Raw genomic sequence first — 25,574 nt, forward strand, 5'->3', positions numbered from 1 at the left:
TTATCTTAAACGTCGGAAGGCGCTTCGCTTTTCCGACCTAGCGAGCTACGGGTTCATGAATTTGGCCCAACTTTCTTTCGCCGCCCAAGCTGAAGCCAGCCCAAGCAACAACCATGGAACAAGAAAGAATAAAACAAAAAATTCAGAAAAATTGGGCCACCCACTGACATTGGCATCGAGCAAAATTGAAACTATTTCGTTTCCTATTTTTGACGCTACCAACGCAATCAACGAGAACAAAACGGCCAAAACAACCCAGCGAATCTTCGACATATTCAAGTTCCTCATTCAAGTAAAGAAGAGACTCTAGATTCGCATAAAAATTGGAATATTGTGGCTGCTAATACCTATGCATATTGACTGCATTTAGCGATTAAAAGCCAATCACAAATTTCATACTTACACCGTAAGGCGGATTCGCGAAGCAATCCGCCTTGATTAGAACCCCATGCGGCGGATTGTCGCTCTCGCTCCGAATCCGCCCTACAAGTGACTCCACCATGTCCGACATCCTGAAAAAAATCTGGGCTACGAAATTTGAAGAAGTGGCTGCCGCCAAGAAAGCCATCCCGCTCGCCGCGATCCGCGCGCAAGCCGAGGCCAATGCCGATCATCGCGATTTCGTCGGTGCCATTCGCGCCAAGCATGCGGCCCAACAGCCCGGCGTGATTGCCGAGATCAAGAAGGCGAGCCCCTCCAAGGGCGTGATCCGCGCCGATTTCGATCCGCCAGCAATTGCCGCCGATTACGCGGCGCATGGCGCGGCGTGTTTGTCGGTACTGACCGATGTGCAGTACTTCCAGGGCCATGCCGATTACCTGAAGGCGGCGCGTGCGGCTTGCCACTTGCCGGTGCTGCGCAAGGATTTCATCGTCGACGAATACCAGATTTTCGAGGCACGTGCGTGGAGCGCGGATTGCATTCTGCTGATTGCGGCGGAATTGTCGGTCGGCCAGATGCAGGAATTCGAGGCGCTGGCGAATGAGCTCGGCATGGCGGTGCTGGTCGAGGTGCACAACGGCCGGGAGCTGGATGCAGCGCTGGAACTGAAAACCCCGCTGATGGGCATCAACAACCGCAACCTGCGCACGTTCGAGGTTTCTCTGCAAACCACGCTCGACCTGCTGCCGCACATTCCGCAAGACCGGATCGTCGTGACCGAGAGCGGGATTCTTTCCACGCCGGACGTGCAACTGATGCACGACCACCGTGTCGATACCTTCCTCGTGGGTGAGGCATTCATGCGACAGCCCTCGCCTGGCGAAGCGTTGCAACAATTCTTCAGCCCGGTTTACGGTTAGAATCACGCCCTCAAAGAACTACCCACCACAGAGTCACAGAGCAAAGGGAAAAAGCAAAACCCGTTCTTCAGGTCTGCTCCCAATCTACTGTGGCTCTGTGGTGAAAAAACGGAATAAAAAATGGAAAACACCCGCAAGGTCAGCTTGTTCATCGCCACCAGTCTGGACGGCTACATCGCCCGCGAAGACGAGAGCATCGACTGGCTGTTCAACGATCAGGATTACGGTTACGAATTCTTCTACGAAGAAGTGGACACCATCGTGCTGGGTCGCCACACCTGGGACAAGCTCAAGGAACTGGGCGACTACCCGTACGAAGGCAAGAAGGGCTTTGTACTGTGCAGCGATTCGGCCGGACAGACCGATCCGAACGTGACCTTCATCACCGAACCGGTGGAAACCTGGCTGCCCAGCATCAAGCAGGAAGCAGGCGGCACCATCTGGCTGATCGGGGGCTCGAAGCTCGTGGACGAATGCCTGCAAGCCGGGCTGGTCGATGAAATCACGCTATCGGTTCACCCGATCCTGCTCGGCCACGGCATTCCGCTCTTCCGCGGCAAGCAACCGGAAACCGCGCTGGAACTGGTTTCCAGCAAGGCCTACCACACGGGCCTCGTGCAACTGGTGTACCGCAAGAAATAACACCACACATTTTTCACCACTAAGCGCACGAAGAACACCAAGAAAATCGAAGAAAAGCGATACCCGGACAGAGCATGCTCAGCTTAGCCAAGCACCGTTTTTACCTTTGCTTTTCTTCGTGTTCTTGGTGAGCTTCGTGGTGAAATTGGTTTTTCAGATTTAAACAACTTTCCGGTATTCGACAAAATCGTAACGGATACCGCTGGCCGCATCCTGATGCGCTTCGCGGCTGACTTCCTGCCATACCGCCGCCTCCAGCTCCGGGAAAAACACATCGCCATGCGGCGCATCGTCCACTTCGGTGAGATCCAGCACGTCGGTCAGCGGCAGCGCCTGGCGGTAGATTTCCGCGCCACCGATCACGAACACCTTTTCCGCACCGGCACATGCCGCGAGCGCGGCTTCCAGCGAGGCAAACACTTCCGCCCCGGCCGTTTGCCATTCCGGATTGCGGCTCACCACCACATTGCGCCGCCCCGGAAGCGGACGCCCCAACGATTCGAAAGTCTTGCGCCCCATCAGGATGGGGTGACCCGTCGTCAGCGCCTTGAAGCGCTTGAGGTCTTCCGGCAGACGCCAGAGCAACTGGTTATCAAGGCCGATGGCTCGGTTGCGCGCCACGGCGGCGATCAGGATGACTTGCGGTTTGATCATTTTCATTCAATCCAGAAATGCGGGTTCCATGCGACTTCCCACAGGAAGCCATCCGGATCGGCAAAGTAACCGGAAAATCCGCCCCAGAACGTATCTTGAGCCGGCTTCACGATCTTGCCACCGGCTTTTTCGGCCAGATCCAGGACCGAAACCACTTCTTCACGGGTGCGTACATTGTGCGCCAACGTAATGCCACGAAAACCGGAACCTTCCGGCGACACCCCGGCATCCTCGGCCAGCGCTTCGCGTCCGTAGAGCGAAAGCCACACCGACTTCAGGCCGATGAACACGACCTGCTCGTTGCTCTGCGGCATGGCGGGCAGGCCAAGCCCATCGCAGTAAAAAGCGCGTGCCCGGGCGAGATCGGCAACGCCCAAAGTAATCAGGCTGACTCGGGGTTCCATTTTTTGCTCCCTCAGGTTCTTTCTTCAGGCAAAACCAGATTGCCCAGTTCCGCCAATGGCGGCAGGTCACGCAGGCTGGTCAGCCCCAGATCGTCGAGGAACTGCTTGCTGGTCGCCAGCAATTCCGGGCGGCCCGGCACTTCCTTGTGGCCGACAACTTCCACCCAGCCCCGCTCGCGCAGGGTCTGCACGATCTGGCTCGCGACCGATACGCCACGGATTTCCTCAATCTCGCCGCGCGTAACCGGCTGTTTGTAGGCGATGATCGCCAGCGTTTCCATGACCGCGCGCGAATAGCGCGGCGGTTTCTGCGGGCTCAGGCGATCCAGATAAACCTGCATCTCCGGCCGGGCACGGAAGCGCCAGCCGCTGGCGAGCCGTACCAGTTCGATACCCCGCCCTTCCCACTGTTCCTGCAGGTCGGCCAGGTGCAGGATCAGCGCCTCGCCGGCGACTTCCTCGCCGAACAGCTTTCTCAATTCGGATAGCGGCAGCGGCGCATCGGCCACCAGCAGCGCGGTTTCCAGCACTTTGCGGATTTCTTTCTTGTTCATCTGCCCCCCTCTTCCACCCCGGCCAGCCGCGCATAGATCGGCAAGCCAGCGGCTTCCTGCGAGACGGTAATCATCTTTTCCTTCACCAGTTCCAGCAGGGCGGTGAACGTGACCACCAGCATCGGCACGCCGCGCGCATGGTCGAAAAGATCAACGAATTCCACGTAGCGCCCGCCCGCCAATACCTTGAGGATGTGGCTCATCTGCTCGCGCACCGAAAGCTCGTCTGCCTTCACCGTATGGTGGCGCTTGTTCTTGGCGCGCGACAGGATCGTCATCCAGGCCGCCTTCAAGTCGGCAGCCGAGACGTCCGGCAACAGCAGCACGGCTTCTTTCTCGAACACCACGGCGGCCCAGGAAAAATCGCGCCCGGCCTGCGGTAACTGGTCGAGCTCGAACGCAGCGAGCTTCATCTGCTCGTATTCCAGCAGGCGGCGTACCAGCTCGGCGCGCGGATCGTGTTCGTCTTCCTGAGCGTGAACAGGCTTGGGCAGCAGCAGGCGCGATTTGATCTCGATCAGCGTGGCGGCCATCAGCAGGTATTCGGCTGCGAGTTCGAGGCGGCTGACCTTCATGGCCTCGACGTACTGCATGTATTGCGCCGTCACCGCAGCCATCGGGATGTCGAGAATGTCGATGTTCTGGCGGCGGATCAGGTAGAGCAAGAGATCAAGCGGGCCTTCGAACGATTCCAGCAGCACCCGCAACGCATCGGGGGGAATGTAGAGGTCGTGCGGCAACTCCAGCACCGGCTCGCCAAAAATATGCGCGAGCGGCGCTGGAGCTGGAATAGCAACATCAAGCGGCAGGTTCATGCTGTCCAACGCTTGCATTCAAGCTGCCGCATGACGGAAATCATTTCTGCACAACAACCGGCGGCAGCTTGCTGCTGTAATCCTGCGCTTTTTCCGCCACCTTGGCCGCCATCTTGCGCGCCATGGCTTTGTATAGGCCGGCGATCTTGCCATCGGGTTCGGCTACGACGCTGGGCAGGCCGGAATCCGCCCCGAGGCGAATCGAGAGATCGAGCGGCAACTGGCCGAGCAGCGCCACATCGTAATCGGCGCACATCTTCGCCCCGCCGCCTTCGCCGAAAATCGGTTCGACGTGGCCGCAGTTCGAGCAGACATGCATGCTCATGTTCTCGACAATGCCGAGGATCGGGATGTTCACCTTCTCGAACATCTTCAGGCCCTTGCGTGCATCGAGCAGCGCGATGTCCTGCGGCGTGGTCACGATCACCGCGCCCGTCACCGGCACCTTCTGCGAAAGCGTGAGCTGGATGTCGCCCGTGCCCGGCGGCAGGTCAACGACCAGGTAATCGAGCTCGCCCCAGTGCGTATCGTTGAAAATCTGCATCAGGGCTTGGGTCACGATCGGCGCGCGCCAGATCATCGGCTGCTCGGGATCGACCAGCGCACCGATCGACATCAGCTTCACGCCGTGATTCTGCAACGGCAGCAGAGTCTCGCCGTCCGACTCGGGCTGCACCCCGGTCAATCCCATGATCTGCGGCAGCGACGGGCCGTAGATGTCGGCATCAAGCAAACCGACCTGCGCGCCTTCGGCGGCCAATGCCAGCGCCAGATTGGCAGCGGTAGTGGATTTGCCCACCCCGCCCTTGCCGCTCGCCACGGCAATGATGTTCTTGATGTTGCCCAGCCGCTTCACGCTCGGCTGCACGGCATGGGCGATGACACGGCTGGAAACATTGACCTGGACGGTTTTCACGCCATCAACACCGGTCAGCGCGGCTTCAAATTGCTGCCGGATCTCGTCAAACCGGCTCTGTCCCGGATAGCCCAGCACCACATCCAGACTGACGGCCCCGCCTTCGACCTTGAGGTTCTTGATGCAACGCGCGCTGGCGTAGCTTTTTCCGGCATCCGGGTTTTCCAGTTCGGCAAGCAGGGATTGAATGGCTTCGAGAGTAGGCATGACGGTTCGACCAGCAAAGAATGAGTTTCAGAAATGGCATCGGGCAGCCATATTTCAAGCTGCCCGAATGGAAACACCACAGATCAGTGCAATTTACTTCTTGAGGCAATTGCTCATAAAGGCCTTGCGCTCGTCACCCTTGAGCTTCTTGTCGCCGGCTTCCTTGTTGCAAACCTTCATCTTGTCCTGCTGGGTCGCAGCCGCTGCCGGCTGGGATGCAGGCGGAGCCTTCTTCAGGCAATCGCTCATGAATTTCTTGCGCTCATCGCCCTTGAGCGCCTTGGCCGAAGCCTCCTGGTTACAGGTTTTCATTTTTTCCTGCTGCGGCGTTGCGGCAAAAGCGCTGGCAGCAAACAGGGATGCAAAACAAACAACAGCAATACGGGAAGCGATCATGGATAACTCCTGAATGGTCGTTTAAGGCCATCTGGCCTGCCTGCAAGTTTAGAACAAACCGCGACCATCAGGAACTACCGTGAGCAGCGGTGTAACGGCTTTTCTGGCGAAAATCTTCGATTGCCTCATCCAGATGCGCATGGAAATGATCCCAACCCAAGGCCTCGACCACGCCATAACGCGACAGGGATTCACGCAACGGCCGGTTGCAGCGCGCGAAGCGCAGATGGATGCCCTTTTCGCGCAGTTCGCGATGCAGGGCCAGAATCATGTCCGCCGCAGTCACGTCGATTTCCACGATGGCCTGCGCATCGATCACGACCCAATCCACTCCAACATTGCGCGCAACCAGCCCCTTCAAGCGCGCAACGAAATAACCGGCATTCGCAAAAAGCAGCGGCGCATAGAAACGGTAAATAATCAGGCCCGGCATGGTGCAATAGGCGCCATTCGATTCTGCTTCGCCGACGTCATGGAAGCCCGCCCGCCCGGAAACCTCGCACAGCATGGCGTCGTAAGGCCGGGAAAATGACCGGATCAAATGCACCAGCGACAAAAAGATGCCCACCAGGATACCGGGAACGATACCGACAACCAATACGCCGGCAGTTGTCAGCACGGCGAACCAGGCGGAAGGCCGGTCCAGTTTGAACAAGTGGCGCAGGGCACGGGGTTCGAACAGGTGCATGCCGGCATGGATCAACAGCGCCGAAACCGCCACGGCCGGCAAGTGGTTGAGCGCCTTGGTCAGGAAAAACAGGAAGAATCCGACCAGCAGCGCCGCGATCAACCCCGACAACTGGCTTTGTGCGCCGGCAGAGTGGTTGAGCGTGGTTCGCGACTGACTGGCCCCGAGCGCGAATCCGCCCACCATGCCGGCCAGAACGCTCGCCACGCCGATGCCTATCAGTTCCTTATTGGCATCGCTGGCTTCATGATTGCGCTCGGCGAAGGCGCGCCCGAGCAGAATCCCGGCCGGCATGGCCAGAAGCGCCACGCCTACGGCGACCGGAAGCAACTGGATCATTTCCTGAACACCGACAATCGGGGGAGAAAACCCCAATTCGGGAACCGGCAGCGGGCCGACCATGGCCAAACCGAAATGGCGGAAATCCAGCCAGAAATCAAGGCCGATCAGTACGCCGAACACCAGCAAGGGCGCGGGCCAGCGCGGCGCAAACCTGCCGAGCACCGCAAACACAAGCAAAACACCCAACCCGGACAACAGGCTGGGCCAGTGCCATTCGCCATGCCGGGCAACGAATTCTTGCACTCGCGACATGAAATCCGTCTGTTCGACATCGATCCGCCCGAGTCTGGGCAACTGGGCGGCAATCAGGATCAGGGCCGCCCCCTGCATGAAGCCGATCAGGATAGGCTTGGAAAGAAAATCGGCCATCGCGCCCATGCGCGCAAGCGCGGCAATCAGCATGAACGCGCCGACCATGATGGCTAGCAGGCTGGCCAAACCGGCCGCGCGCCAGGGGTCGCCCTCTGCCAGCGGGGCGATACTGGCCGCGATCAAAAGACAGATGGCCGCATCCGGACCAACAATGATTTGCCGGGAAGGACCGAAAAAAGCGTAGGCGAGCATGCCCACCACCGCCGTGACCAATCCGGTTTGCGGCGGCAATCCGGCCAGTTCCGCATAGGCGATCACGGAAGGGATCACCAGCACGCCCACACTGACCCCCGCAAACAGATCCGCCTTCAGCCATTTGCGTTGATATTCCCGCAAGACGCGCCAGCCGGATTCGACCGCCATCGCCCCCTCCTTCTCTGCAGACAGCCTGCACTGTTCTTCTACTTGTGTGAACGCTTCGAATTCAAGCCGTTTTGTAACCGGCATCAACAAAGCCTACAATTGATTTATAGCGTTCAGGGAGCAAGACCATGCGCCCAATTGCTCACCGCGGGTTTTCCCGCATCGCACCGGAAAACACCTTGGCAGCCTTTGCATGCGCACTCGCTGCCGGTTTCAGTAGCCTGCACACCGATGTACGCCTGTCGGCCGATGGAGAGCTGGTGCTCTACAGCCCCCGCGTCACGCCTGAAGGCCATCCCGTGGCTGCACTTTCTCGCAGTGAACTATCCCTGTCCGCAGGCTATTTGGTGCCGACATTGGTCGAGGCCCTAGATGCCTTTCCCGATGCTTTCTGGAATATTGAAATCAAAACCCCTTCCGCCGCACCTTTTTTCATGGAACTCGCACAAAACATGTCACTGGATTCGGGCAAAATATTGCTCTCGTCTTTCAGGCATGAAATCATTGTGCAAGTGGCAGAGCTGCTGAACATCGAATGCGGTCTGCTGGCTGCCCACCGTCCGCCAGCGCTCAACACCCTGCTCTATGCCGCCATGCCACATCCGCGCTTGCGCACGCTGATATGGCATTACGAAGCACTCGATATCACCCTGCTGGAACAAGCCAATGCATTAGGCTTTCACAACTGGGCTTATGGCGCCGAGACCGATTATGAACACCAGTTGTGCCAGGAATTCGGCATACAGGGAATCATCACCGATTACCCCGAATTTTTCGGCTTATCCGTCTCTTCCGGATTGCAGTAACCATGCAGGCAAGGAATATGTAGTTCATGTTATCGATCCGTAACACATTGATCCTTGCCTTCGGGGGCCTCATTCTGGCCGTAATGATCCCGCTGGGCATGCTGGTTCACGGCGAAGCACGCAGAATTTTGGTCGAAGCCACGCTGCACAACACCCAGCAAACTGTAGCCCTGCAAAGCCAGCGCATTGCCGAATGGCTCGATGGCAATGAAAAAGAGCTCGCGCTGTTTTCCGAACTCGACATCATCCGCGAATTTTCGCCCGACAAGATTCGCCCTTATCTGCAACGAAAAATAAGTGCCCGGAAAGATTTTCAGGAAATTTTTTATGCCACGCCAAGCGGCAAGGCCTGGTCCACACAAACCCCCCAGCAAACATTCGACGTTTCCGACAGGGATTTTTTCAAAGCCATCCTGAAAGAACAAAAATCCGACACGCTGCTTTCGACTGCGGAACATGGCAAGGAGGACGGCAACGGCAGGTTTTTCATTGTTCGCGCCATATTCTCCCCGACCACGGAACGCATCGGGTTGCTCGGCGCCAGCATTCGGCTCGCCGTACTGAATCAACTGGTAACTCCAGCCAATTTTCACGATGGTTATGGCTGGTTGATCGATCGCAGCGGACAGATCATTGCCCACCCGCAATCCCAGCTACGCCTGAAACTCAACGTGACGAGAACACCCCAAACGGACGGCTTTGTGGGATTGGACAGCATTGGCAAGCGAATGCTGGCCGGCGAGACGGGGCACGGCGAGATCACGACGCAGGATGGTGAAAAACGTCTGGTGGTATTTACGCCGGTTCCCGGAAATTCGGGCTGGAGTTACGCTCAAAGCATTCCGACAGGATCGCTGTTTGCGCCAGTCAAGCAGCTTTCCGTGCTGATCGCCTTGACCGTTTGCGTCGCCCTGCTGGGCGTAATTGCACTTGTCTGGGCACTCTCCCGCCGCATCAGCAAACCGATTGAACTGCTGGCAACCCATACCCATCGCCTCTCGCAAGGGCATTTCAGCGAGCATCTGGAATTCCCGGACCGGACCTCACGCGAGATCCGCAACCTGATCGATGACTTCAATCGCATGGCCGGTAATATCGATACCATGGTGAACAATCTTCTGGTTTCCGAACGCTCCACCGCGCTCGTCAACGCCGAGTTAGCCAGCCAGCAGAAAGCACTACTGGAAAGCGAAGAACGTTACCGGCTAGCCATGGATGCCGCCAACGACATTCTCTGGGATCTGGACCTGCAAAACGGCAAAGCTGTCATCTCGAAACGCTGGGAGGAGCTGCACGCATTTCCCATTCAAACGCCCGATGACTGGTTTGGCGCCTTGCGGGAACTGGTGCATCCGGAAGACTGGCCTGCCACGCAAAAAAAACTGGATGCCACCCTGGCCGGCCGCACGGCACTGTTCCAGGCCGAATTCCGGCTGAAACTCAAAAACGAGCGCATGGTCTGGCGCCTGTGCCGCGGCAAGGCCCTCAAGGATGCCGAAGGCCGGGTAACACGCATCTGCGGATCGATTTCCGACATTGATGAACAAAAGGAAAGCCACAACAAGATTCGCCAGATGGCTTTTCACGACTCGCTGACCGGGCTTCCAAACCGTTGGTATTTCATGGAATGCCTGCGCAATGCCTTGGCAGGCGAAAAACCGCAGGGCGGTGCACTGCTTTTCCTGAACATCAACAACTTCAAGACGCTCAACGATCTGTTCGGCCACCAGGAAGGCGATGCCCTGTTGAGACTGGTAGCCAGCCGACTGAACGACCTGTGTCACGAAAACAGCACGCTGGCACGCTTGGGCGGTGACGAATTCGTGATGCTGCTTCTCGACGTTCCTGACGAAAAAACCCTGAGCGAGAGCATCGAAGGGCTGCTGCGTTTCATGCGCGCCCCTTTCGATACCAGGCTGCGCGAGCATCGCATCACGGTTTCGATCGGCGTCTCGTTCTTTCCGCACGACGGCACGGAACCTTCCGAGCTCCTGCGCAAGGCGGACATGGCCCTGCAGGCCGCCAAGGATACCGGGCGCAACAGCTGGAAGATGTTCGACCCCAAGATGTTCGAGCGGGTGCGCTATCGAGGGGAAATGGAACAAGCCTTGCGCCAAGCGCTCCATTCGAGAGAATTCGAGCTGCACTACCAACCTCAGCTCGATATCGCGTCAGGGCGCATTCTAGGCTTCGAGGCCCTGTGCCGCTGGACCCGGCCGGATTACGGCCCGGTATCGCCCGCGAAATTCATCCCGCTGGCCGAAGAAACCGGGCACATCCAGGCGCTGGGCGAATGGATATTGAAAACGGCCTGCTTCCAGCTGGCGCAATGGCAGCGCGCGGGCTTCGGGCACGTCGAACTCGCAGTCAATGTCTCGGCGCTGCAACTCAAGGACGGGTTCACCGAGCGGCTCAAGAGCATGATGGAAAACGCCGGGATCACGCCGGAACGGCTTGAAATCGAAATTACCGAATCGGTGATGATGCAATCCTTCCACAACCAGCTGGCCATCCTGGACGAACTGCGCGCGATAGGTGTGCGCATCTCGCTCGACGATTTCGGTACGGGTTACTCATCGCTGAGCTACCTGCGCCAGCTTCCCATACAGACGGTCAAGATCGACAAATCCTTCATCGACCACATGGAACAGGACGAAACCACGCGCCATATCACGGAAAGCATCATTTCACTTTCCCACGGGCTGAAGCTCAGGGTCGTGGCAGAGGGCGTGGAAACCGTTTCGCAACTACAAATGCTGCGAGAAGCCGGTTGCGAGATCGCACAGGGTTACCATATCGGCAAACCCATGCCGCCCGGCGAGGCGGAAAAAATGCTCGCACCCAAATGAAAACTGCCACGCAGATCGCGTGGCAGTTCCGGGTTGCACCTGTTGCATTTACTCTTCAGCGGTCAGACGCACGGCATCGGACAATTTCTTGTCCGATGTCACCTCATGGAAAGTCAGCCATTCTTCAAGATAGGAAAACAGGTTCCCCGTCAACGCGACAGAACCGGCATTGAAGCGCACCAGTAACTCCTGCACCTCTTCAAGCAGCATATCGTGCTCCGCCTTGTGCTTGGCGTAACCGGGATAACCCATCTTCTGCATCAACGCTTCCTCGCGCTGGAAATGCTCTTTCGTTTGCCCGATCAACTGGGCAAACAAATGCGATTGCTCGCTGACCAATGCGCCCGAGTCCACCGCCTCATACAACAGGTTGATGTACTCCGCCAGCATCCGATGGTCGGTATCGATCATGGGGTGGCCCACGCAGTACTTGTCAACGTTCGCGATGAAAGACATCCTCTCACTCCCTCCGTTTGCTGCAGCCTGACCCTCGGGCCGCAATCCCCTTTTTTCATCCCGGTATTATGAACCGGCTGGCGAAAAACAGGAATCTTGTTTATCGCTTGATTTTCAGTCCGGCCAACGCCGCAGACAAGGCATTTTGCGGCTCTGGCTGGCGACCAGCAACTCGGGGTTGCCGGCCGGAATGCTCACGCTTGATCTCACCGGAACCGGCATGATGATGCGCGCTGTCGGTCAGGCGCATCGTCAACGCAATCCGCTTGCGCGGCAGATCGACTTCCAACACCTTGACCTTGACCACGTCGCCCGCCTTCACAACCTCGCGCGGGTCTTTGACAAAGCGGTTCGCCAGGGCCGACACATGCACCAGGCCGTCCTGATGCACGCCGATATCGACAAACGCGCCGAAGTTGGTCACGTTGGTGACCACCCCCTCCAGCACCATGTCGACCTTCAGATCCTTGAGATCCTCCACGCCCTCGGCGAAGCTCGCCGTCTTGAATTCGGGGCGCGGATCGCGGCCCGGCTTTTCCAGCTCGGAAAGAATATCCTTCACGGTCGGCAAGCCGAACTGCTCGTCGGTAAACTCGGCCGGGTTGAGTTTCTTGAGAAACGCCACGTCGCCGATCAGTGCTTTCACGTCTTTCTGTACTTTGGCCAGGATTTTCTCGACGACCGGGTAGGCTTCAGGGTGGACAGCCGAGGCATCGAGCGGGTTGTCGCCGTTGCCGATACGCAAGAAGCCTGCGGCCTGCTCGAACGCCTTGTCTCCCAGACGCGGCACTTTCATGAGCTGGCGACGGTTGGCAAAAGCGCCGTGCGCATCGCGGTAACTGACAATATTGGCCGCCAGCGTCGGCGTCAGGCCGGATACGCGCGCCAGCAAAGCGGCGGAGGCCATGTTCGCATCGACGCCGACCGCGTTCACGCAATCTTCGACCACCGCATCAAGCATGCGCGCCAGTTCGGTCTGGTTCACGTCGTGCTGGTATTGGCCTACGCCGATGGCCTTGGGATCGATCTTCACCAGTTCCGCAAGCGGATCCTGCAGGCGCCGGGCGATCGAAACCGCTCCGCGCAGGCTGACATCGAGATCCGGAAATTCACGGGCAGCGAGCTCGGAGGCCGAATAAACCGAGGCTCCGGCTTCGGACACCACCAGTTTCTGCATGCCGAGCTCAGGATGCCGTTTGATAAGTTCACCGGCCAGCCTGTCTGTTTCGCGGCTCGCCGTGCCATTGCCGATGGCGATCAGCTTGACCTGATGCTGGGCGCAGATCGCGGCCAGAACGGCAATCGACTGGTCCCACTGGTGACGTGGCTCGTGCGGATAGATCACCGCAGTATCAACAAGTTTGCCAGTCGCATCGACCACGGCGACCTTCACCCCGGTGCGGATACCGGGATCGAGACCCAAAGTTGCCTTGGGGCCAGCCGGCGCGGCAAGCAACAGGTCTTTCAGGTTGGTCGCAAAGACCTTGATCGCCTCAGTCTCGGCAGATTCGCGCACCCGGCCCAAGAGCTCCGTTTCCAGACTCAGAAAAATCTTGGCGCGCCAGCTCAGGCGCACGGTATCGGTCAGCCATTTGTCTGCGGCACGCCCCGCGTTGGCAATGCCGAATTTCTTCGCGATCTTCAGCTCGCAAACACCGGGGCCAGCCGGCTTGGCCGCGGCATCAAGCTCTTCGGGCAAAACCAGCGCCAGATTCAGTACGCCTTCGTTGCGTCCGCGCAGCACGGCCAGGGCGCGGTGGGAAGGCATCTCGCGCAACGGTTCGTGGTAATCGAAATAATCGGCAAATTTCGCGCCCTCCCCGGCCTTGCCTTCGACCACCGCGGTTTTGACATGCGCCTGGTTCCAGAGGTAATCGCGCAATTCGCCGATCAGGCCGGCATCTTCAGAAAACTGCTCCATCAAGATCGCACGCGCGCCGTCGAGCGCAGCCTTCACGTCCGCCACACCTTTCTCTGCATTCACATATGCAGCCGCTTCCGCTTCCGGATTCAGACCGGGATTGCCAAGCAAGCACTCCGCCAAGGGTGCAAGCCCCGCTTCGCGCGCGATCTGGGCCTTGGTGCGACGTTTCTGCTTGTACGGCAGATACAGGTCTTCCAGGCGCTGCTTGTTGTCCGCTTCCAGGAACTGGGCGTGCAACTCATCGGTCAGCTTGCCCTGTTCGCGCACACTGGCAATGACTGCTTCGCGCCGTTCTTCCAGCTCGCGCAGGTAGCGCAGGCGCTCTTCGAGCAGGCGCAATTGCGTATCGTCCAGGCCGCCGGTCACTTCTTTGCGATAGCGGGCAATGAAGGGCACGGTCGCGCCTTCATCAAGCAGTTGGACAGCGGCGGCAACCTGCGCTTCGCGACAGGCAAGTTCTTCGGCAAGACGTTGCAAAATGGATTTCATGCGGGGAGTTCAACCAAACCAGACGAGGGGCGGATTGTACCAGTGCATAACGGCGCGCTGAACCTTCGCGGCAAAACATGGATCGTCCATACCTGCATGCTATATTGAACCTGTACCCCTCAGCCCAACCCGACAATATGCGTATCAGCAAAGCCATTGCTCAATCAGCAAACGCATTCCTTCAGTGGCTGCACGAGAAAACTTTTTCCCAATCATTTGCCGTGAGCACGGCGGCCCTGGTTTTTCTGGCCATTGTTTTGTCCACCGAAGTCCTGTTGCACTTTCATGAGAGGGAGGCGATCTCGGAACGCCGCGCAGCCAGCCTGGCCTTTGCCAGCCAGCTTCGTGCACGGGTCGACCGGGAGCTGAACGCGGTTCTGTACCTGTCGAGCGGCTTGAGCAGCTATCTGGTGGTACGCCACCAACAACTCAACCAGAGAGAAATGCGCGACATTCTTGCCACCTTGCATGGGAACAGCCGTCACATCCGCAATTTCAGTGTCGCTATCGGCCATAAAGTCGCTTATGTCCATCCCTTGGTCGGCAATGAAAAAATCGTTGGTATCGACTACCGGGAAATCACTGCGCAGTGGCCGGCCATCAAACTTGCCATCGAAAGCGCAAAGGGTACTTTGACCGGCCCCGTGCAATTGCTGCAGGGCGGAACCGCCTTCATCTACCGCACGCCGATCCTGGTAAACGGCCAGTATTGGGGGCTGCTATCCACCGTCATCGACAGCCATTCATTCTTTGACGCGGCATTCAGGGAAATCGATTCCGAGCGTTATGAATTCGCCATTCGTAGCGGCAACGCTTCATCGGCAGAAACCAACGCGATCTGGGGCGACATGGCCTTGTTCTCCGACTCTACCGCAACCCGGCTTGAGGTAGAGGTTCCCAACGGAAAATGGTTCTTCGCCGTCCGCCCCAGGCAGGCCAGCGGGACAAGCATGCTGGTATGGATCATCCGCATCATGGGCTGGCTGCTGGCACTACTGAGCAGCGTCGGCGTAGGCGCACTGTTGCGCCAGCGCAGCGAACTCGCTCGCCATGCCGGCTTTGACAGCCTGACCAATCTGCCCAACCGTCGCCTGTTTGACGACCGCCTTGACCAAGCCATCCGCCGGCACACCCGAAACGAGAACCAGCAAATCGGCATCCTGTTCATCGACCTGGACGACTTCAAGGAAATCAATGACCGTTACGGTCACAAGGTAGGCGACATCACCCTGCGCACGACTGCGTTACGCATCCACGACGAGGTCCGGATCAGCGATACGGTCGCACGCTGGGGAGGCGATGAATTTGTCGTCATCATCGAAGAAGCCGACGCCGATCTCATGAACCAGTTGACGGAACGGCTTCGCCAGCATGTCGGCAAGCCTTTTGAGGCCGAAGGGAAAATCATCGAAATAGCAGCTTCGTTCGGGTCCGCACTCTATCCGGGCGATGCATCCACCTTGGCAAGCTTGCTTGAGTTGGCGGATCAACGCATGTACACGGAAAAGCAACGCCACAAGGACGTACTCCCCTGACTGTTTCAAGATCATCCAGTTCCGGATCGCCACGGCATCATCGCTTCACTGCCTGAAAAGCAGATCACCGTTTATATCAAAAACAAATAAACATATTTCTATTGCTTATATACAATCATGCTTTCCGCAAGACTCGGGTTTCGTTGAAAGGGGCCTGCAAGATGGAAATTATTCTGCTGGTGTTGATCGGATTGAGCGCCGGGATCGCTTCCGGACTGTTCGGCATTGGCGGCGGCGTCATCATCGTCCCCGCCCTGCTTTACCTGCTGAAGTTCCCCGTTCATCGCGCCATCGGCACCAGCCTTGCAGCGCTGCTGCTGCCAATCGGCGCAGCCGCCGCCTTCACCTATTTCCGCGCTGGCCATGTCGACATCAGGGCAGCCATCATCATCGCACTAACCCTGTTTGCGGGAGCATGGGGCGGGGCCATGATCGCCACGCGGCTGGACAGCAGTACATTGCGGATTTTGATGGGGCTGTTCCTGATCGCGCTGGGCGTCTATACGCTGCTGTCCCACAAGGGATAAGCGCCCGCACACGGCCCCGATCCGCCGTGACCGCCCGCCCCGGCTCGGGTATATTGGCACCCCCGATCCAATCCGATATTCGCAATGAAACAGATCACCTATCCGTTGCTGGACAACCTTTCTGCGGCAGCAAAACAATCGCCGCGCCTGCGCGCCAACCTGAACCTGCATCCGGAACTGGATGATCCGATCCAGCGTCTGGCCATCGCCATGGAACCGGGAACCTGGGTTCGCCCGCATCGCCATCCGCACACTTGGGAGTTGCTCTATCCGCTGAACGGACGCTTCGTCGTGCTGCATTTTGACGAGAGCGGTGTCGTCATCGACCGCACGGTACTGGGCGAAGATTGCGCCGTACTGGAAAACCCTGCCGGAGCCTGGCATGCCGTACTGTCGCTGGATGAGGGGGGCGTGATTTTCGAGGTCAAGCATGGCCCGTACATGCCAATCGCACCTCAGGATTACGCGCCGTGGTCGCCGGCCGAGGGCGACGCAGCCATCGCCGACTGGCTGGCTTGGTACCAGCGCGCGCAAATAGGCGAGCGCGCGCCCATCTAAGAACCTGTGCACGACCTGTCGTGAGAAGCCGTCAGCGGGGTGAAGAGCAGCGCAAAAACCGGAGTGTACAAGTAGTACATGAGGATTTTGAGCAGCGCATGAGCCCCGATCACGGCTTCGCAGCAAGAGCGTGAACAGGTTCTAAAAGCACGACAGGAGCACTCAATGCTGGGTGCTCCTGCAAATTTCGTTACTGCTTAGCCTTACTCGTTGGCATCCAGAAACGCACCGTTTTCATCCCGGTCAAACTCGGCGCCAATCGGTTCGTCGAGCAAGGCGATGATCCCCTCGTCGTAATTGGCCACAACGTTGATATCGAGCACGCTGAAATTCTTGGTGTTGTCGATATAGGCATCGCTTTCCGTGCCTGACAGGAATCGCCAGCCGCTATCAGCCTCGTCCTGCGGCTCTTCGCGGCAGGCAAAACCCACCGGCAGGCCATCCACCGTGATCTTGTCGCTCACCACGCACAGCCCATAACCTTCTGCCAGCGCGCGAATCTGGTTTTTCGAAAGACGGAATTCCTTGTGCATGGCGGGCTCCTTTTGAATACTGCAGTGCAGCATAGACTTAAATGTAGTCCAACGGCAGGGCCGTCGTATATTTCACCTGCTCCATGGCGAAGCTGGAGCTCACGTCCTGCAATTCCGCGCAGGCGATCAAACGTTGGTAGACCGCATCATAAGCCTTGATGTCCGGCACCACCACCCGCAGCAGATAATCGACATCTCCACTCATGCGATAGAACTCGACAACTTCCGGCATGGCACTGACCGCATCGCGAAAACCTTCGAACCAGTCCCGGCTGTGCCGCCCGGCCTTGATCGAAACGAACACCGTCACGCCCACTCTGAGCTTTTCGGCATCGAGCAAGGCCACCTTGCGGCGGATGAAGCCCTCTTCCTGCAAGCGCTGGATGCGCCGCCAGCACGGTGTGGGGGACAGATTGACCCGCGCGGCGATTTCTCCCAAGGGAAGATCAACGTTTTGCTGCAGGATATCGAGCAACGCCTTGTCCGCGCGATCCAGTTTCTTTTTCATGGCAATATGAGAAAAATTTTTCTCCATATTCCTCATTAAGCATCAAATTTGCAAACATTTTTCGCGCGATTGCCGCGATACTGTGCTTTCGAACAAGGAGACACGACATGGAACAGCGCAACCTGAAAACCATCGGCCTGATCGGCGGAATGAGCTGGGAATCGACCACGCTCTACTATCAGGTCATCAACCGCGAAGTCGCCCGCCGCATGGGCGGACTGCATTCTGCCCGCATCCATGTTGCCAGCCTCAACTTTGCCGAAATCGCCGCCATGCAGAAAGCCGGGCAATGGGACGAGATGGCCGGGCTGCTGGCCGATACCGCCCGCAAGCTGGAAAGCGCCGGCGCGGATTGCATCCTGATCGGCACCAACACCATGCACAAGGTCGCGCCGCAGGTACAGGACGCCATCCGCATGCCGCTGCTGCACATCGCCGATGCCGCAGCCGAAGCCATCCGCGCACAAGGGCTGAAGAAGGTCGGCTTGCTGGGCACCCGTTTCACGATGGAGCAACCGTTTTACGCCGAGCACTTGGCCCGTCATGGAATCGAAACGCTGATTCCCGAAGAAGCGGACCGCGCCGAAGTCCACCGGATCATTTTTGAAGAACTGTGTCAGGGAAAAATGCTCGACACATCGCGCCAGACCCTGTTGCGCATTGCCGAAAACCTGGCCGAACAAGGCGCAGAGGGGCTGATTCTGGGCTGTACCGAGTTGCCGCTACTCGTCGACCAGCAGCATTGCACGCTGCCGATCTTCGATACCACCACCCTGCATGCCATCGCGGCCGTGGATTTCGCACTGCAATAATCCTGAAAATCCCGGTTGAATCACAGAGGCACTGAGAACCTATTCACGATCTGTCGCGAGAAGCCGTCAGCGGGGTGAAGAGCAGCGCAAAAACCGGAGTATACAAGTAGTACATGAGGATTTTGAGCAGCGCATGAGCCCCGATCACGGCTTCGCAGCAAGAGCGTTAACAGGTTCTGAGAACACAGAGAAAAAACTGTCATGCCTCGAGATTGGCTTGGATAGATGTAGCAAAACAACACGCAAGAGGCTGATTTATCGCTCTTCTCTGAGCCTCTGTGTCTCTGTGGTAATGGATAGGGCAATCACCTGCTACGCGCGGCCTTGGCCATGAGTTTGTCCAACTGCGCCGCAAACGCCTGCCGGTCCGCGGTACTGAATGCCGCGGGCCCGCCAGTTTCGATGCCGCTGGCGCGCAAGGTATCCATGAAATCGCGCATGTTGAGCCGTTCGCGGATGGTTTCTGCGGTATAAAGCTCGCCGCGCGGATTGAGCGCAACGGCCTGCTTTTTCAGTATCTCATCGGCGAGCGGAATGTCGGCGGTAATCACCAGATCGCCGGCCTGCGCCTGCTGCACGATCCAGTTGTCCGCCACGTCAAACCCGGAAGGCACCTGCACGGCGCGAATCCATTGGGACGGCGGCGTATACAGCAACTGGTTGGCGACCAGCGTTACTTGGATTTGCCAGCGCTCGGCGGCCCGGAAAAGAATCTCCTTGATGACCTTGGGGCAGGCATCCGCATCGACCCATATTTGCATCATCGTGCTCCTTCCAGATACGCCAGTACGCCCTGCCCCGCCACCCTGCTGCTCGCCAGGCAAGCCGTCAGCAGGTAGCCACCGGTCGGTGCTTCCCAATCGAGCATCTCCCCGGCGCAAAACACACCCGGCAAGGCATTCAGCATCAAGCGCTCATCCACCCCTTCAAAATGCACGCCACCCGCAGAACTGATCGCCTCGTCCAGCGGACGCGGTGCAATCAATCGCACCGGCAACGCCTTGATGGTCGCAGCCAGTCGCACGGGATCGGCAAAGTCTTCTTTTGAAACCAGTTCGCGCAGCAAACCGGCCTTGACGCCCTCGATACCCAGCTTGCGCCGCAGATGGTTGGCCATGGAATCCGCACCGCGCGGGCGGTTCAATTCTTCCGTCACCCGTTCCAGGCTGCGCCCCGGCAGCAGATCCAGCTCGATCACGGCACTGCCGTGCGCCTCAATGGCATCGCGCAACCGGCCGGAACAGGCATAGATCAGGCCGCCCTCGATGCCGGTCGCGGTCACCACGCACTCACCCTGCCGGCGTTCGCCATCGAAGCACAGCGCAACCGTTTTGAGCGGTGCACCGGCGAAACGCTGGCAAAAATGCGCCGACCAGCCGACGTCGAATCCGCAATTCGCCGGCTTCAGCGGTACAACTGCAACGCCTTGCCTTTCCAGCGCAGGAATCCATTTCCCGTCCGAGCCCAATCTGGACCAACTGCCGCCGCCCAGCGCAAGAATGACCGCATCCGCTTGCACGGCCATCTCGCCGGCATCGGTTGCGAAACGCAAATCGCCTTCGTCCGACCAGCCCAGCCAGCGGTGGCGCACATGGAAGCGCACGCCCTGCTCGCGCAGGCGATGCAACCAGGCACGCAGCAGCGGCGCGGCCTTCATGCCTTGTGGGAACACCTTGCCCGAACTGCCGACGAAACTCTCGATTCCCAAGCCGTGCATCCAGGCACGCAACTGCTCCGGACCGAAGGCCGACAGCCAGCGCGCAATCTCTTCGCGCCGTGCCCCGTAGCGGCCGACAAAGACTTCCAGCGGCTCGGAGTGCGTAATGTTCATGCCGCCGACACCCGCGAGCAGGAACTTGCGGCCGACCGAAGGCATGGCATCGTAGACATCGACCTGCACGCCGGCTTCCGACAGCACTTCCGCAGCCATCAGCCCTGCGGGGCCGCCGCCAATGATGGCGACATGCTTGAGTTCGTTTCCGCGCATTACTGTTCCGCCTGCAAGCCCAGCAGACTGGCATGCACCTTCACCACCACCTTGCGGATGGAGGTCGACTCCTGAACAGCCACGCACGGGCGATGCAGTTCGCCCGGGAAGAACACGACGAACGAACCGGGATCGAGATCGAGGAAAAACTCGTTTTCCGGCGCGGCATAAAACGCCACGTCCTTGCTATCCAGCAGGTCTTCGACGGGCTGCATGCCGGCTACAGGCAAAGCCGCGCCGTAGCGCTCGCGCCCGGAAACCGGAAGCTGGATATCGGCATGGCTGCGATGCGCTTCCGGTCGACATTCTTCTGCCGGACGCAACACCGCATCCTGCACCAGGAAAAACAGTTTTTCGCCTTCGATCTCGTAGCGACCGGCCGGCAAACCGGCAAGATCCCTGCCCTCCAGCGCTCCCAATCCGCGAACGATCGCAGCCGGCAAAAGGGCTTTGTGCCGGGCAGAATCGGCAAGCAGTCCAGTAATCATGTCGTTCCCTCTTCAAGAAGCGCGATGATACTGCGTAGCGCCATTTCTTGCCCAATAACCATGGTGTTAGCGCAGTTGTAGTCGCTCCGGCTCACTTGTAGAATCGTTTTCATTGCTATTCATTCTCAATACACTGGAGCACAAAATGAGCACATCCGTACACGGCCACGAAGTCATGCATTTCATGCTGGAAAAAGGCGGCAGCTTCACCAAGGAAAGCCTGCAGAACGCCATCATCGAGCGTTTCGGCGCCGATACCCGTTTTCACACCTGCAGTGCCGAAGGCATGACCGCCGCAGAACTGATCGACTTTCTGGCAGCCAAGGGAAAATTCATCGAGGATGATGCCGGCTTCAACACGCAACCGGACAAAATCTGCAATCATTGATTGGCATTACCCCTTTGAGGAGTTCCCCACCATGAAGAAATTTGTTCCCCTGATCTGCGCAGCCATACTCTCCCTGGGCTTTGCTAGCCAAGTCCAGGCCGAAGTTTCCGTCAAGGCGGAAATGAAAGCCATGGGGCAAAGCTTCAAGGCAGCGGATTCCGCGAAGGATGCCGCCACGCTCAAGAAAGAGCTGGTTACGGTGCGCGACCTCGCGAAAAAGACCCAAGCCCAGGTTCTGGCATCCAGACAACAAGGCAAACCGGAGCAAACCTATCTGGAAGGAATCGGCAAATTGCTTGCCGCGCTCGATAATTCCATCGCGCTTGCCGATGCAGGGAAATTCGATGCGGCCAAGGCGTCGCTCGCCCGCGCCAAGGAATTGCGCTCCGAGTATCACAAAAAAATGCGCGACTGATCCGATCCGATCACAACATACGGCCGGTGCAAACCGGCCGTTTTTGTTTCGGCCATCCGACTCAACGATACGCGGGCTTGTAACCCGGCCTGACAATCCCTAGACTTTGCCCCCTTAACATCATGAGGCACGCCATTGTGAGCTCCCATCCCTTTTCCACTTTGGCTCTTGCCCCCGCACAACTACGCAATCTCGCCGATCTGGGCTACCAGCAGATGACACCGATCCAGGCGCAAAGCCTGCCGCTTATTCTGTCCGGGCGCGACCTGATTGCCCAAGCCAAGACCGGCAGCGGCAAGACCGCGGCTTTCGGCTTGGGCATTCTGCATCACCTCAACCCCAGCTACTTTGCCGTGCAGGCGCTGGTGCTCTGCCCCACGCGCGAGCTCGCCGACCAGGTCGCCAAGGAATTGCGCCGGCTGGCGCGCTGCATGGACAACATCAAGATCCTGAGTTTGTGTGGCGGCGTGCCGATGGGGCCGCAGATCGGCTCGCTCGAACACGGCGCACATATCGTGGTCGGCACACCGGGGCGCATCCAGGATCATCTGAGCCGCAAGACGCTTGATTTGAAAGCGGTCAAAATGCTGGTGCTCGACGAGGCCGACCGCATGGTCGACATGGGTTTCTACGACGAGATCCGCTACATCGTCGATGCCACGCCCAAACGCCGCCAGACGCTGCTGTTTTCCGCGACCTACCCCGAAAGCATCCGCAAGGATAGCTCGCGTTTCCTGACCGATCCGGTCGAGGTCAAGGTAGAAGCGTTGCACAGCAGCAGCCACATCGAACAGCGCTTCTATGCGATTGAACCCGCAGAACGCAACGCTGCCGTCGCGCAACTGCTGAACCATTTCCGCCCGACGTCGACACTGGCGTTCTGCAACACCAAGATTCACTGCCGCGAGCTGGTCGCCGAATTGCAGGCCCAAGGCTTCTCCGCGCTGGCGCTCTACGGCGAACTGGAGCAACGCGACCGCGACGAGATTCTGGTGCGCTTTGCCAACCAGAGCTGCTCGGTGCTGGTGGCAACGGACGTTGCCGCGCGCGGGTTGGACATCTCGACACTGGATGCCGTCATCAACGTCGATGTCTCGCGCGATGCCGAGGTGCACATCCACCGCATCGGACGTACCGGGCGCGGCGGTGACAAGGGGCTGGCGCTGAGTCTTGCCGCAGCCAACGAGAAAAAATGGGTGCAGCTCATTGAGCAATACCAGCAAACCAAGGCGGAATGGCACAAGCTGGAGGAATTGGGGCCAGTCTCCGATGAGGCACTGGTTCCGCCCATGGTCACACTCTGCATTGCCGGTGGACGCAAGGACAAACTCCGCCCCGGCGATATTCTTGGTGCCCTAACCGGCGACGGCGGCCTCGTTGGCGCGCAAGTCGGCAAGATCAACGTCTTTGAATTTTTCAGCTACGTCGCGCTCGACCGGCAGGTTGCCGAACGGGCATTGCGCAAGCTGAACGGCACCATCAAGGGGCGGAATTTCAAGATGCGGTTTGTTGAATAACCCTGAAAACCGCGGTTATCGTTGGGGAAATTCGTCCACTTTTCGATCAATTCAGGACGAACAGCCATCGCCTACGGCGACCCGGATTACGCCGCTATGCGGCTAATCCGGCTACGCGGTCTGATTTCCCGCTCTTCTCTGTGCCTCTGTGTCTCTGTGGTAAGGAATTCAGAATCAGACCAGTTGCTCAAGCTGGTCGCTGATTTCCAGCCACTCCATCTCCAGCGTTTCCAAGCGTTCCTTGGTTTCCGCTTCCGCCTTCAACAAGACCTGCAGCTCGTCCTTGCTCTCGGGCGCGTAAACGGATTCGTCGGCCAGCCGGGCCGTCTGGTCGGCATGCACGGTATTAAGCGATGCCAACTCCTTCTCGATCTTGGCCAGCTTCTGCTCCAGCGGCTTGCGCTGAACGGAAAGGCGCTGGCGAGCTTCGGCCTCCTGGCGTTTTTGCGCCTTGCGGTCGACCTGTTCGCCGGAAGCGGCCAGCCGCGCCTGCCCGGCCGCTTGGCGGACTTCCTGGCTATAGCGCGTGTAATCATCGAGATCGCCATCGAAGGGGCGTAGTGTGCCGTTCTCGATAAGCCAGAAATCGTCGACCGTGGCGCGCAGAAGATGGCGGTCATGGGAAACGACAATCAGCGCGCCTTCGTAATCCTGCATCGCCAGCGTCAGCGCCTGACGCATTTCGATGTCGAGGTGGTTGGTCGGCTCGTCGAGCAGCAGCAGGTTGGGCTTTTGCCAGATCAACAAGGCCAGTGCCAACCGGGCTTTTTCGCCGCCCGAAAACGGCGCGACCGGGCTCGTGGCCATCTCGCCGCGGAAATCGAACCCGCCCAGATAATCGCGATGTTCCTGCTCGCGCGTGGCAGGGTCGAGCTTCTGCATATGCCAGAGCGGCGACTCATCCAAACGCAGACAATCAAGCTGATGCTGGGCGAAATAGCCGATCTTCAACCCCTTGCCTTCGGTTTTGATCCCTTCGAGCAGCGGAATTTCGCTGGCCAGCGTCTTGATGAAAGTCGATTTGCCCGCACCGTTGACGCCCAGCAACCCCAGGCGTGCGCCTTTTTCGATGCTGAGGTTCAGCCGACTCAGAATCGGGCGATCAACTTGATAACCGGCCACACCTGCTTCTATGCGCAACAAGGGATTAGGGCTGCTGTCCGGTTCGCGGAAGGCAAAATTGAACGGCGAATCCACATGCGCGGCGGCGATACGCTCCATGCGTTCCAGCGCCTTGACGCGGCTCTGCGCCTGACGCGCCTTGCTGGCCTTGGCCTTGAAGCGGGTGATGAACGCTTCCAGATGTTCGATTTCGCGCTGCTGTTTGTCATAAGCTTGCTGCTGCAAAGCCAGCTTCGCGGCTTTCTGTGCTTCGAAATCGGCGTAGTTGCCGGTGTAGAGATTCAACTCGGCGCGGTCGACATGCAGGATGGCATTGACCGTGTTGTCGAGAAAGTCGCGGTCATGGGAAATCACCAGCAACATGCCGGGATAGCTGCGTAACCAGTTTTCCAGCCAGACCACGGTTTCCAGATCCAGGTGGTTTGTGGGTTCGTCGAGCAACAGCAAATCGGAACGGCGCATCAGGGCCTGCGCCAAATTGAGGCGCATGCGCCAGCCGCCGGAAAAACTTGCGACCGGATTGGCCATCTCGGCATCGGAGAATCCCAGCCCGGACAGCAGCTTGGCAGCACGTGCCCGCGCCGAGTAACCATCGATCAATTCAAAGCGTGCCAGGCATTCCGCATGGCGAATCCCGTCGTGTTCGCTGACCTGCAATTCCCGCTCAATGGTCCGCAACTCGGCATCGCCATCGAGCACATAGTCGAGCGCCGAACACGGCAAGGCCGGCGTTTCCTGCGCCACGTGCACAATCACCGCATTCGGCGGCAATTCCAGATCACCGGCATCCTGATGCAGTTCGCCGCGCAGCAGCGCAAAGAAGCTCGACTTGCCCGCCCCGTTGGGGCCAACCACGCCGGTCTTGCTGCCGGGATACAACGTCAGATCGGATTTTTCGAGCAGCACCTTGGTGCCACGACGCAGATGAAGGGATTTGAGGCGAATCATGGAGACGTATTCTGAATGTCAAAAACAAAAAAGCAGGCACCCGACTCTCCGGATGCCT

27 protein-coding genes are annotated in these 25,574 nt (G+C 58.5%); 11 read left to right on the forward strand and 16 right to left on the reverse strand.

Annotated elements, in window-relative coordinates; all coding sequences use genetic code 11:
• Positions 1–45: 45 nt before the first annotated feature.
• Positions 46–273 carry a hypothetical protein gene (locus BMZ36_RS14265; RefSeq protein WP_143085972.1) on the reverse strand — a complete coding sequence of 76 codons (228 nt, stop codon included), beginning with the start codon at positions 271–273 and terminating at the stop codon, positions 46–48.
• 227 nt (positions 274–500) lie between these two features.
• Here BMZ36_RS14265 and trpC point away from each other — a divergent pair, with 227 nt between their 5' ends.
• A complete protein-coding gene (gene trpC / locus BMZ36_RS04920) occupies positions 501–1,301 on the forward strand; it encodes an indole-3-glycerol phosphate synthase TrpC (RefSeq protein ID WP_091192141.1) in 801 nt (266 codons plus the stop codon).
• Positions 1,302–1,421: 120 nt separating this feature from the next.
• Positions 1,422–1,943, forward strand: a complete 522-nt coding sequence (locus tag BMZ36_RS04925) for a dihydrofolate reductase family protein (protein ID WP_091192144.1) — start codon at positions 1,422–1,424, stop codon at positions 1,941–1,943.
• Between the two features lie 159 nt (positions 1,944–2,102).
• Here the strand turns inward: BMZ36_RS04925 and BMZ36_RS04930 are convergent, their stop codons facing one another.
• From BMZ36_RS04930 to BMZ36_RS04960, 7 genes are all read right to left on the reverse strand, one after another.
• Positions 2,103–2,597, reverse strand: coding sequence for a dihydrofolate reductase (locus tag BMZ36_RS04930; RefSeq protein ID WP_091192146.1), 495 nt, complete (start codon positions 2,595–2,597; stop codon positions 2,103–2,105).
• Positions 2,598–2,599: 2 nt separating this feature from the next.
• Positions 2,600–3,001 (reverse strand): VOC family protein, encoded by a 402-nt coding sequence (locus tag BMZ36_RS04935; protein ID WP_091192149.1) that lies wholly within the window; start codon positions 2,999–3,001, stop codon positions 2,600–2,602.
• Positions 3,002–3,012: 11 nt separating this feature from the next.
• Positions 3,013–3,555, reverse strand: coding sequence for an SMC-Scp complex subunit ScpB (scpB, locus tag BMZ36_RS04940; protein ID WP_091192152.1), 543 nt, complete (start codon positions 3,553–3,555; stop codon positions 3,013–3,015).
• Positions 3,552–4,388 carry a segregation and condensation protein A gene (locus BMZ36_RS04945; protein ID WP_245747777.1) on the reverse strand — a complete coding sequence of 279 codons (837 nt, stop codon included), beginning with the start codon at positions 4,386–4,388 and terminating at the stop codon, positions 3,552–3,554. Before BMZ36_RS04945 ends, scpB begins: the two co-directional genes overlap by 4 nt.
• A 22-nt stretch (positions 4,389–4,410) precedes the next feature.
• Entirely contained in the window at positions 4,411–5,493 is a 1,083-nt protein-coding gene (gene apbC / locus BMZ36_RS04950) for an iron-sulfur cluster carrier protein ApbC (protein ID WP_091192155.1), read from the reverse strand.
• A 93-nt stretch (positions 5,494–5,586) separates the two neighbouring features.
• Complete coding sequence (locus BMZ36_RS04955) at positions 5,587–5,889, reverse strand: PsiF family protein (RefSeq protein WP_091192157.1); 303 nt, start codon at positions 5,887–5,889, stop codon at positions 5,587–5,589.
• A gap of 67 nt (positions 5,890–5,956) precedes the next feature.
• On the reverse strand, positions 5,957–7,654 hold the full coding sequence (locus BMZ36_RS04960) for a SulP family inorganic anion transporter (protein WP_177187782.1): 1,698 nt from the start codon (positions 7,652–7,654) through the stop codon (positions 5,957–5,959).
• 128 nt (positions 7,655–7,782) lie between these two features.
• Between BMZ36_RS04960 and BMZ36_RS04965 the strand changes: the two genes are divergently transcribed.
• The gene (locus tag BMZ36_RS04965) at positions 7,783–8,460 is read left to right on the forward strand and encodes a glycerophosphodiester phosphodiesterase (protein ID WP_091192161.1); all 678 of its coding nucleotides are present in this window, start codon (positions 7,783–7,785) and stop codon (positions 8,458–8,460) included.
• Between the two features lie 26 nt (positions 8,461–8,486).
• On the forward strand, positions 8,487–11,309 hold the full coding sequence (locus tag BMZ36_RS04970; RefSeq protein WP_091192164.1) for a bifunctional diguanylate cyclase/phosphodiesterase: 2,823 nt from the start codon (positions 8,487–8,489) through the stop codon (positions 11,307–11,309).
• 48 nt (positions 11,310–11,357) lie between these two features.
• Here the strand turns inward: BMZ36_RS04970 and BMZ36_RS04975 are convergent, their stop codons facing one another.
• Both BMZ36_RS04975 and BMZ36_RS04980 read right to left on the reverse strand, forming a co-directional pair.
• On the reverse strand, positions 11,358–11,765 hold the full coding sequence (locus BMZ36_RS04975; protein ID WP_091192167.1) for a bacteriohemerythrin: 408 nt from the start codon (positions 11,763–11,765) through the stop codon (positions 11,358–11,360).
• 100 nt (positions 11,766–11,865) lie between these two features.
• Positions 11,866–14,178 (reverse strand): Tex family protein, encoded by a 2,313-nt coding sequence (locus BMZ36_RS04980; RefSeq protein ID WP_091192170.1) that lies wholly within the window; start codon positions 14,176–14,178, stop codon positions 11,866–11,868.
• A 221-nt stretch (positions 14,179–14,399) separates the two neighbouring features.
• Between BMZ36_RS04980 and BMZ36_RS04985 the strand changes: the two genes are divergently transcribed.
• The 3 genes from BMZ36_RS04985 to BMZ36_RS04995 all read left to right on the forward strand — a co-directional run bounded on the left by BMZ36_RS04985 (position 14,400) and on the right by BMZ36_RS04995 (position 16,798).
• On the forward strand, positions 14,400–15,713 hold the full coding sequence (locus tag BMZ36_RS04985; protein ID WP_177187783.1) for a diguanylate cyclase domain-containing protein: 1,314 nt from the start codon (positions 14,400–14,402) through the stop codon (positions 15,711–15,713).
• A gap of 101 nt (positions 15,714–15,814) precedes the next feature.
• Positions 15,815–16,240 (forward strand): sulfite exporter TauE/SafE family protein, encoded by a 426-nt coding sequence (locus BMZ36_RS04990; protein ID WP_281242189.1) that lies wholly within the window; start codon positions 15,815–15,817, stop codon positions 16,238–16,240.
• An 84-nt stretch (positions 16,241–16,324) separates the two neighbouring features.
• Positions 16,325–16,798: a WbuC family cupin fold metalloprotein gene (locus tag BMZ36_RS04995; protein WP_091192174.1), complete on the forward strand. Its 474-nt coding sequence runs from the start codon at positions 16,325–16,327 to the stop codon at positions 16,796–16,798.
• 203 nt (positions 16,799–17,001) lie between these two features.
• On the opposite strand, the gene BMZ36_RS05000 is transcribed toward BMZ36_RS04995, so the two are convergent.
• Both BMZ36_RS05000 and BMZ36_RS05005 read right to left on the reverse strand, forming a co-directional pair.
• Entirely contained in the window at positions 17,002–17,331 is a 330-nt protein-coding gene (locus tag BMZ36_RS05000; protein WP_091192276.1) for a DUF2185 domain-containing protein, read from the reverse strand.
• Positions 17,332–17,368: 37 nt separating this feature from the next.
• Positions 17,369–17,839 carry an Lrp/AsnC family transcriptional regulator gene (locus tag BMZ36_RS05005; RefSeq protein WP_091192279.1) on the reverse strand — a complete coding sequence of 157 codons (471 nt, stop codon included), beginning with the start codon at positions 17,837–17,839 and terminating at the stop codon, positions 17,369–17,371.
• A 122-nt stretch (positions 17,840–17,961) separates the two neighbouring features.
• On the opposite strand from BMZ36_RS05005, the gene BMZ36_RS05010 reads away from it, so the two are divergent.
• Positions 17,962–18,651: an aspartate/glutamate racemase family protein gene (locus BMZ36_RS05010; RefSeq protein WP_177187788.1), complete on the forward strand. Its 690-nt coding sequence runs from the start codon at positions 17,962–17,964 to the stop codon at positions 18,649–18,651.
• Between the two features lie 305 nt (positions 18,652–18,956).
• On the opposite strand, the gene BMZ36_RS05015 is transcribed toward BMZ36_RS05010, so the two are convergent.
• From BMZ36_RS05015 to BMZ36_RS05025, 3 genes are read right to left on the reverse strand one after another with little or no spacing between them, the layout of a single operon-like run.
• Complete coding sequence (locus BMZ36_RS05015; RefSeq protein WP_245747779.1) at positions 18,957–19,415, reverse strand: YaiI/YqxD family protein; 459 nt, start codon at positions 19,413–19,415, stop codon at positions 18,957–18,959.
• Positions 19,412–20,638: a TIGR03862 family flavoprotein gene (locus tag BMZ36_RS05020; protein WP_091192178.1), complete on the reverse strand. Its 1,227-nt coding sequence runs from the start codon at positions 20,636–20,638 to the stop codon at positions 19,412–19,414. The genes BMZ36_RS05015 and BMZ36_RS05020 overlap by 4 nt, the downstream gene beginning before the upstream one ends.
• Complete coding sequence (locus BMZ36_RS05025; protein WP_091192181.1) at positions 20,638–21,126, reverse strand: NanQ anomerase/TabA/YiaL family protein; 489 nt, start codon at positions 21,124–21,126, stop codon at positions 20,638–20,640. Before BMZ36_RS05025 ends, BMZ36_RS05020 begins: the two co-directional genes overlap by 1 nt.
• 145 nt (positions 21,127–21,271) lie before the next feature.
• Here BMZ36_RS05025 and BMZ36_RS05030 point away from each other — a divergent pair, with 145 nt between their 5' ends.
• From BMZ36_RS05030 to dbpA, 3 genes are all read left to right on the forward strand, one after another.
• Positions 21,272–21,514, forward strand: coding sequence for a YecH family metal-binding protein (locus BMZ36_RS05030; RefSeq protein WP_091192285.1), 243 nt, complete (start codon positions 21,272–21,274; stop codon positions 21,512–21,514).
• Positions 21,515–21,545: 31 nt separating this feature from the next.
• Entirely contained in the window at positions 21,546–21,929 is a 384-nt protein-coding gene (locus BMZ36_RS05035; RefSeq protein ID WP_177187784.1) for a cytochrome b562, read from the forward strand.
• A gap of 137 nt (positions 21,930–22,066) precedes the next feature.
• The gene (gene dbpA, locus BMZ36_RS05040) at positions 22,067–23,446 is read left to right on the forward strand and encodes an ATP-dependent RNA helicase DbpA (RefSeq protein ID WP_091192287.1); all 1,380 of its coding nucleotides are present in this window, start codon (positions 22,067–22,069) and stop codon (positions 23,444–23,446) included.
• Between the two features lie 174 nt (positions 23,447–23,620).
• On the opposite strand, the gene BMZ36_RS05045 is transcribed toward dbpA, so the two are convergent.
• Positions 23,621–25,516 carry an ATP-binding cassette domain-containing protein gene (locus tag BMZ36_RS05045; RefSeq protein WP_091192186.1) on the reverse strand — a complete coding sequence of 632 codons (1,896 nt, stop codon included), beginning with the start codon at positions 25,514–25,516 and terminating at the stop codon, positions 23,621–23,623.
• Positions 25,517–25,574: the final 58 nt, after the last annotated feature.

This window comes from Formivibrio citricus (assembly GCF_900115065.1).
In the GTDB taxonomy this organism is placed as follows: domain Bacteria; phylum Pseudomonadota; class Gammaproteobacteria; order Burkholderiales; family Chitinibacteraceae; genus Formivibrio; species Formivibrio citricus.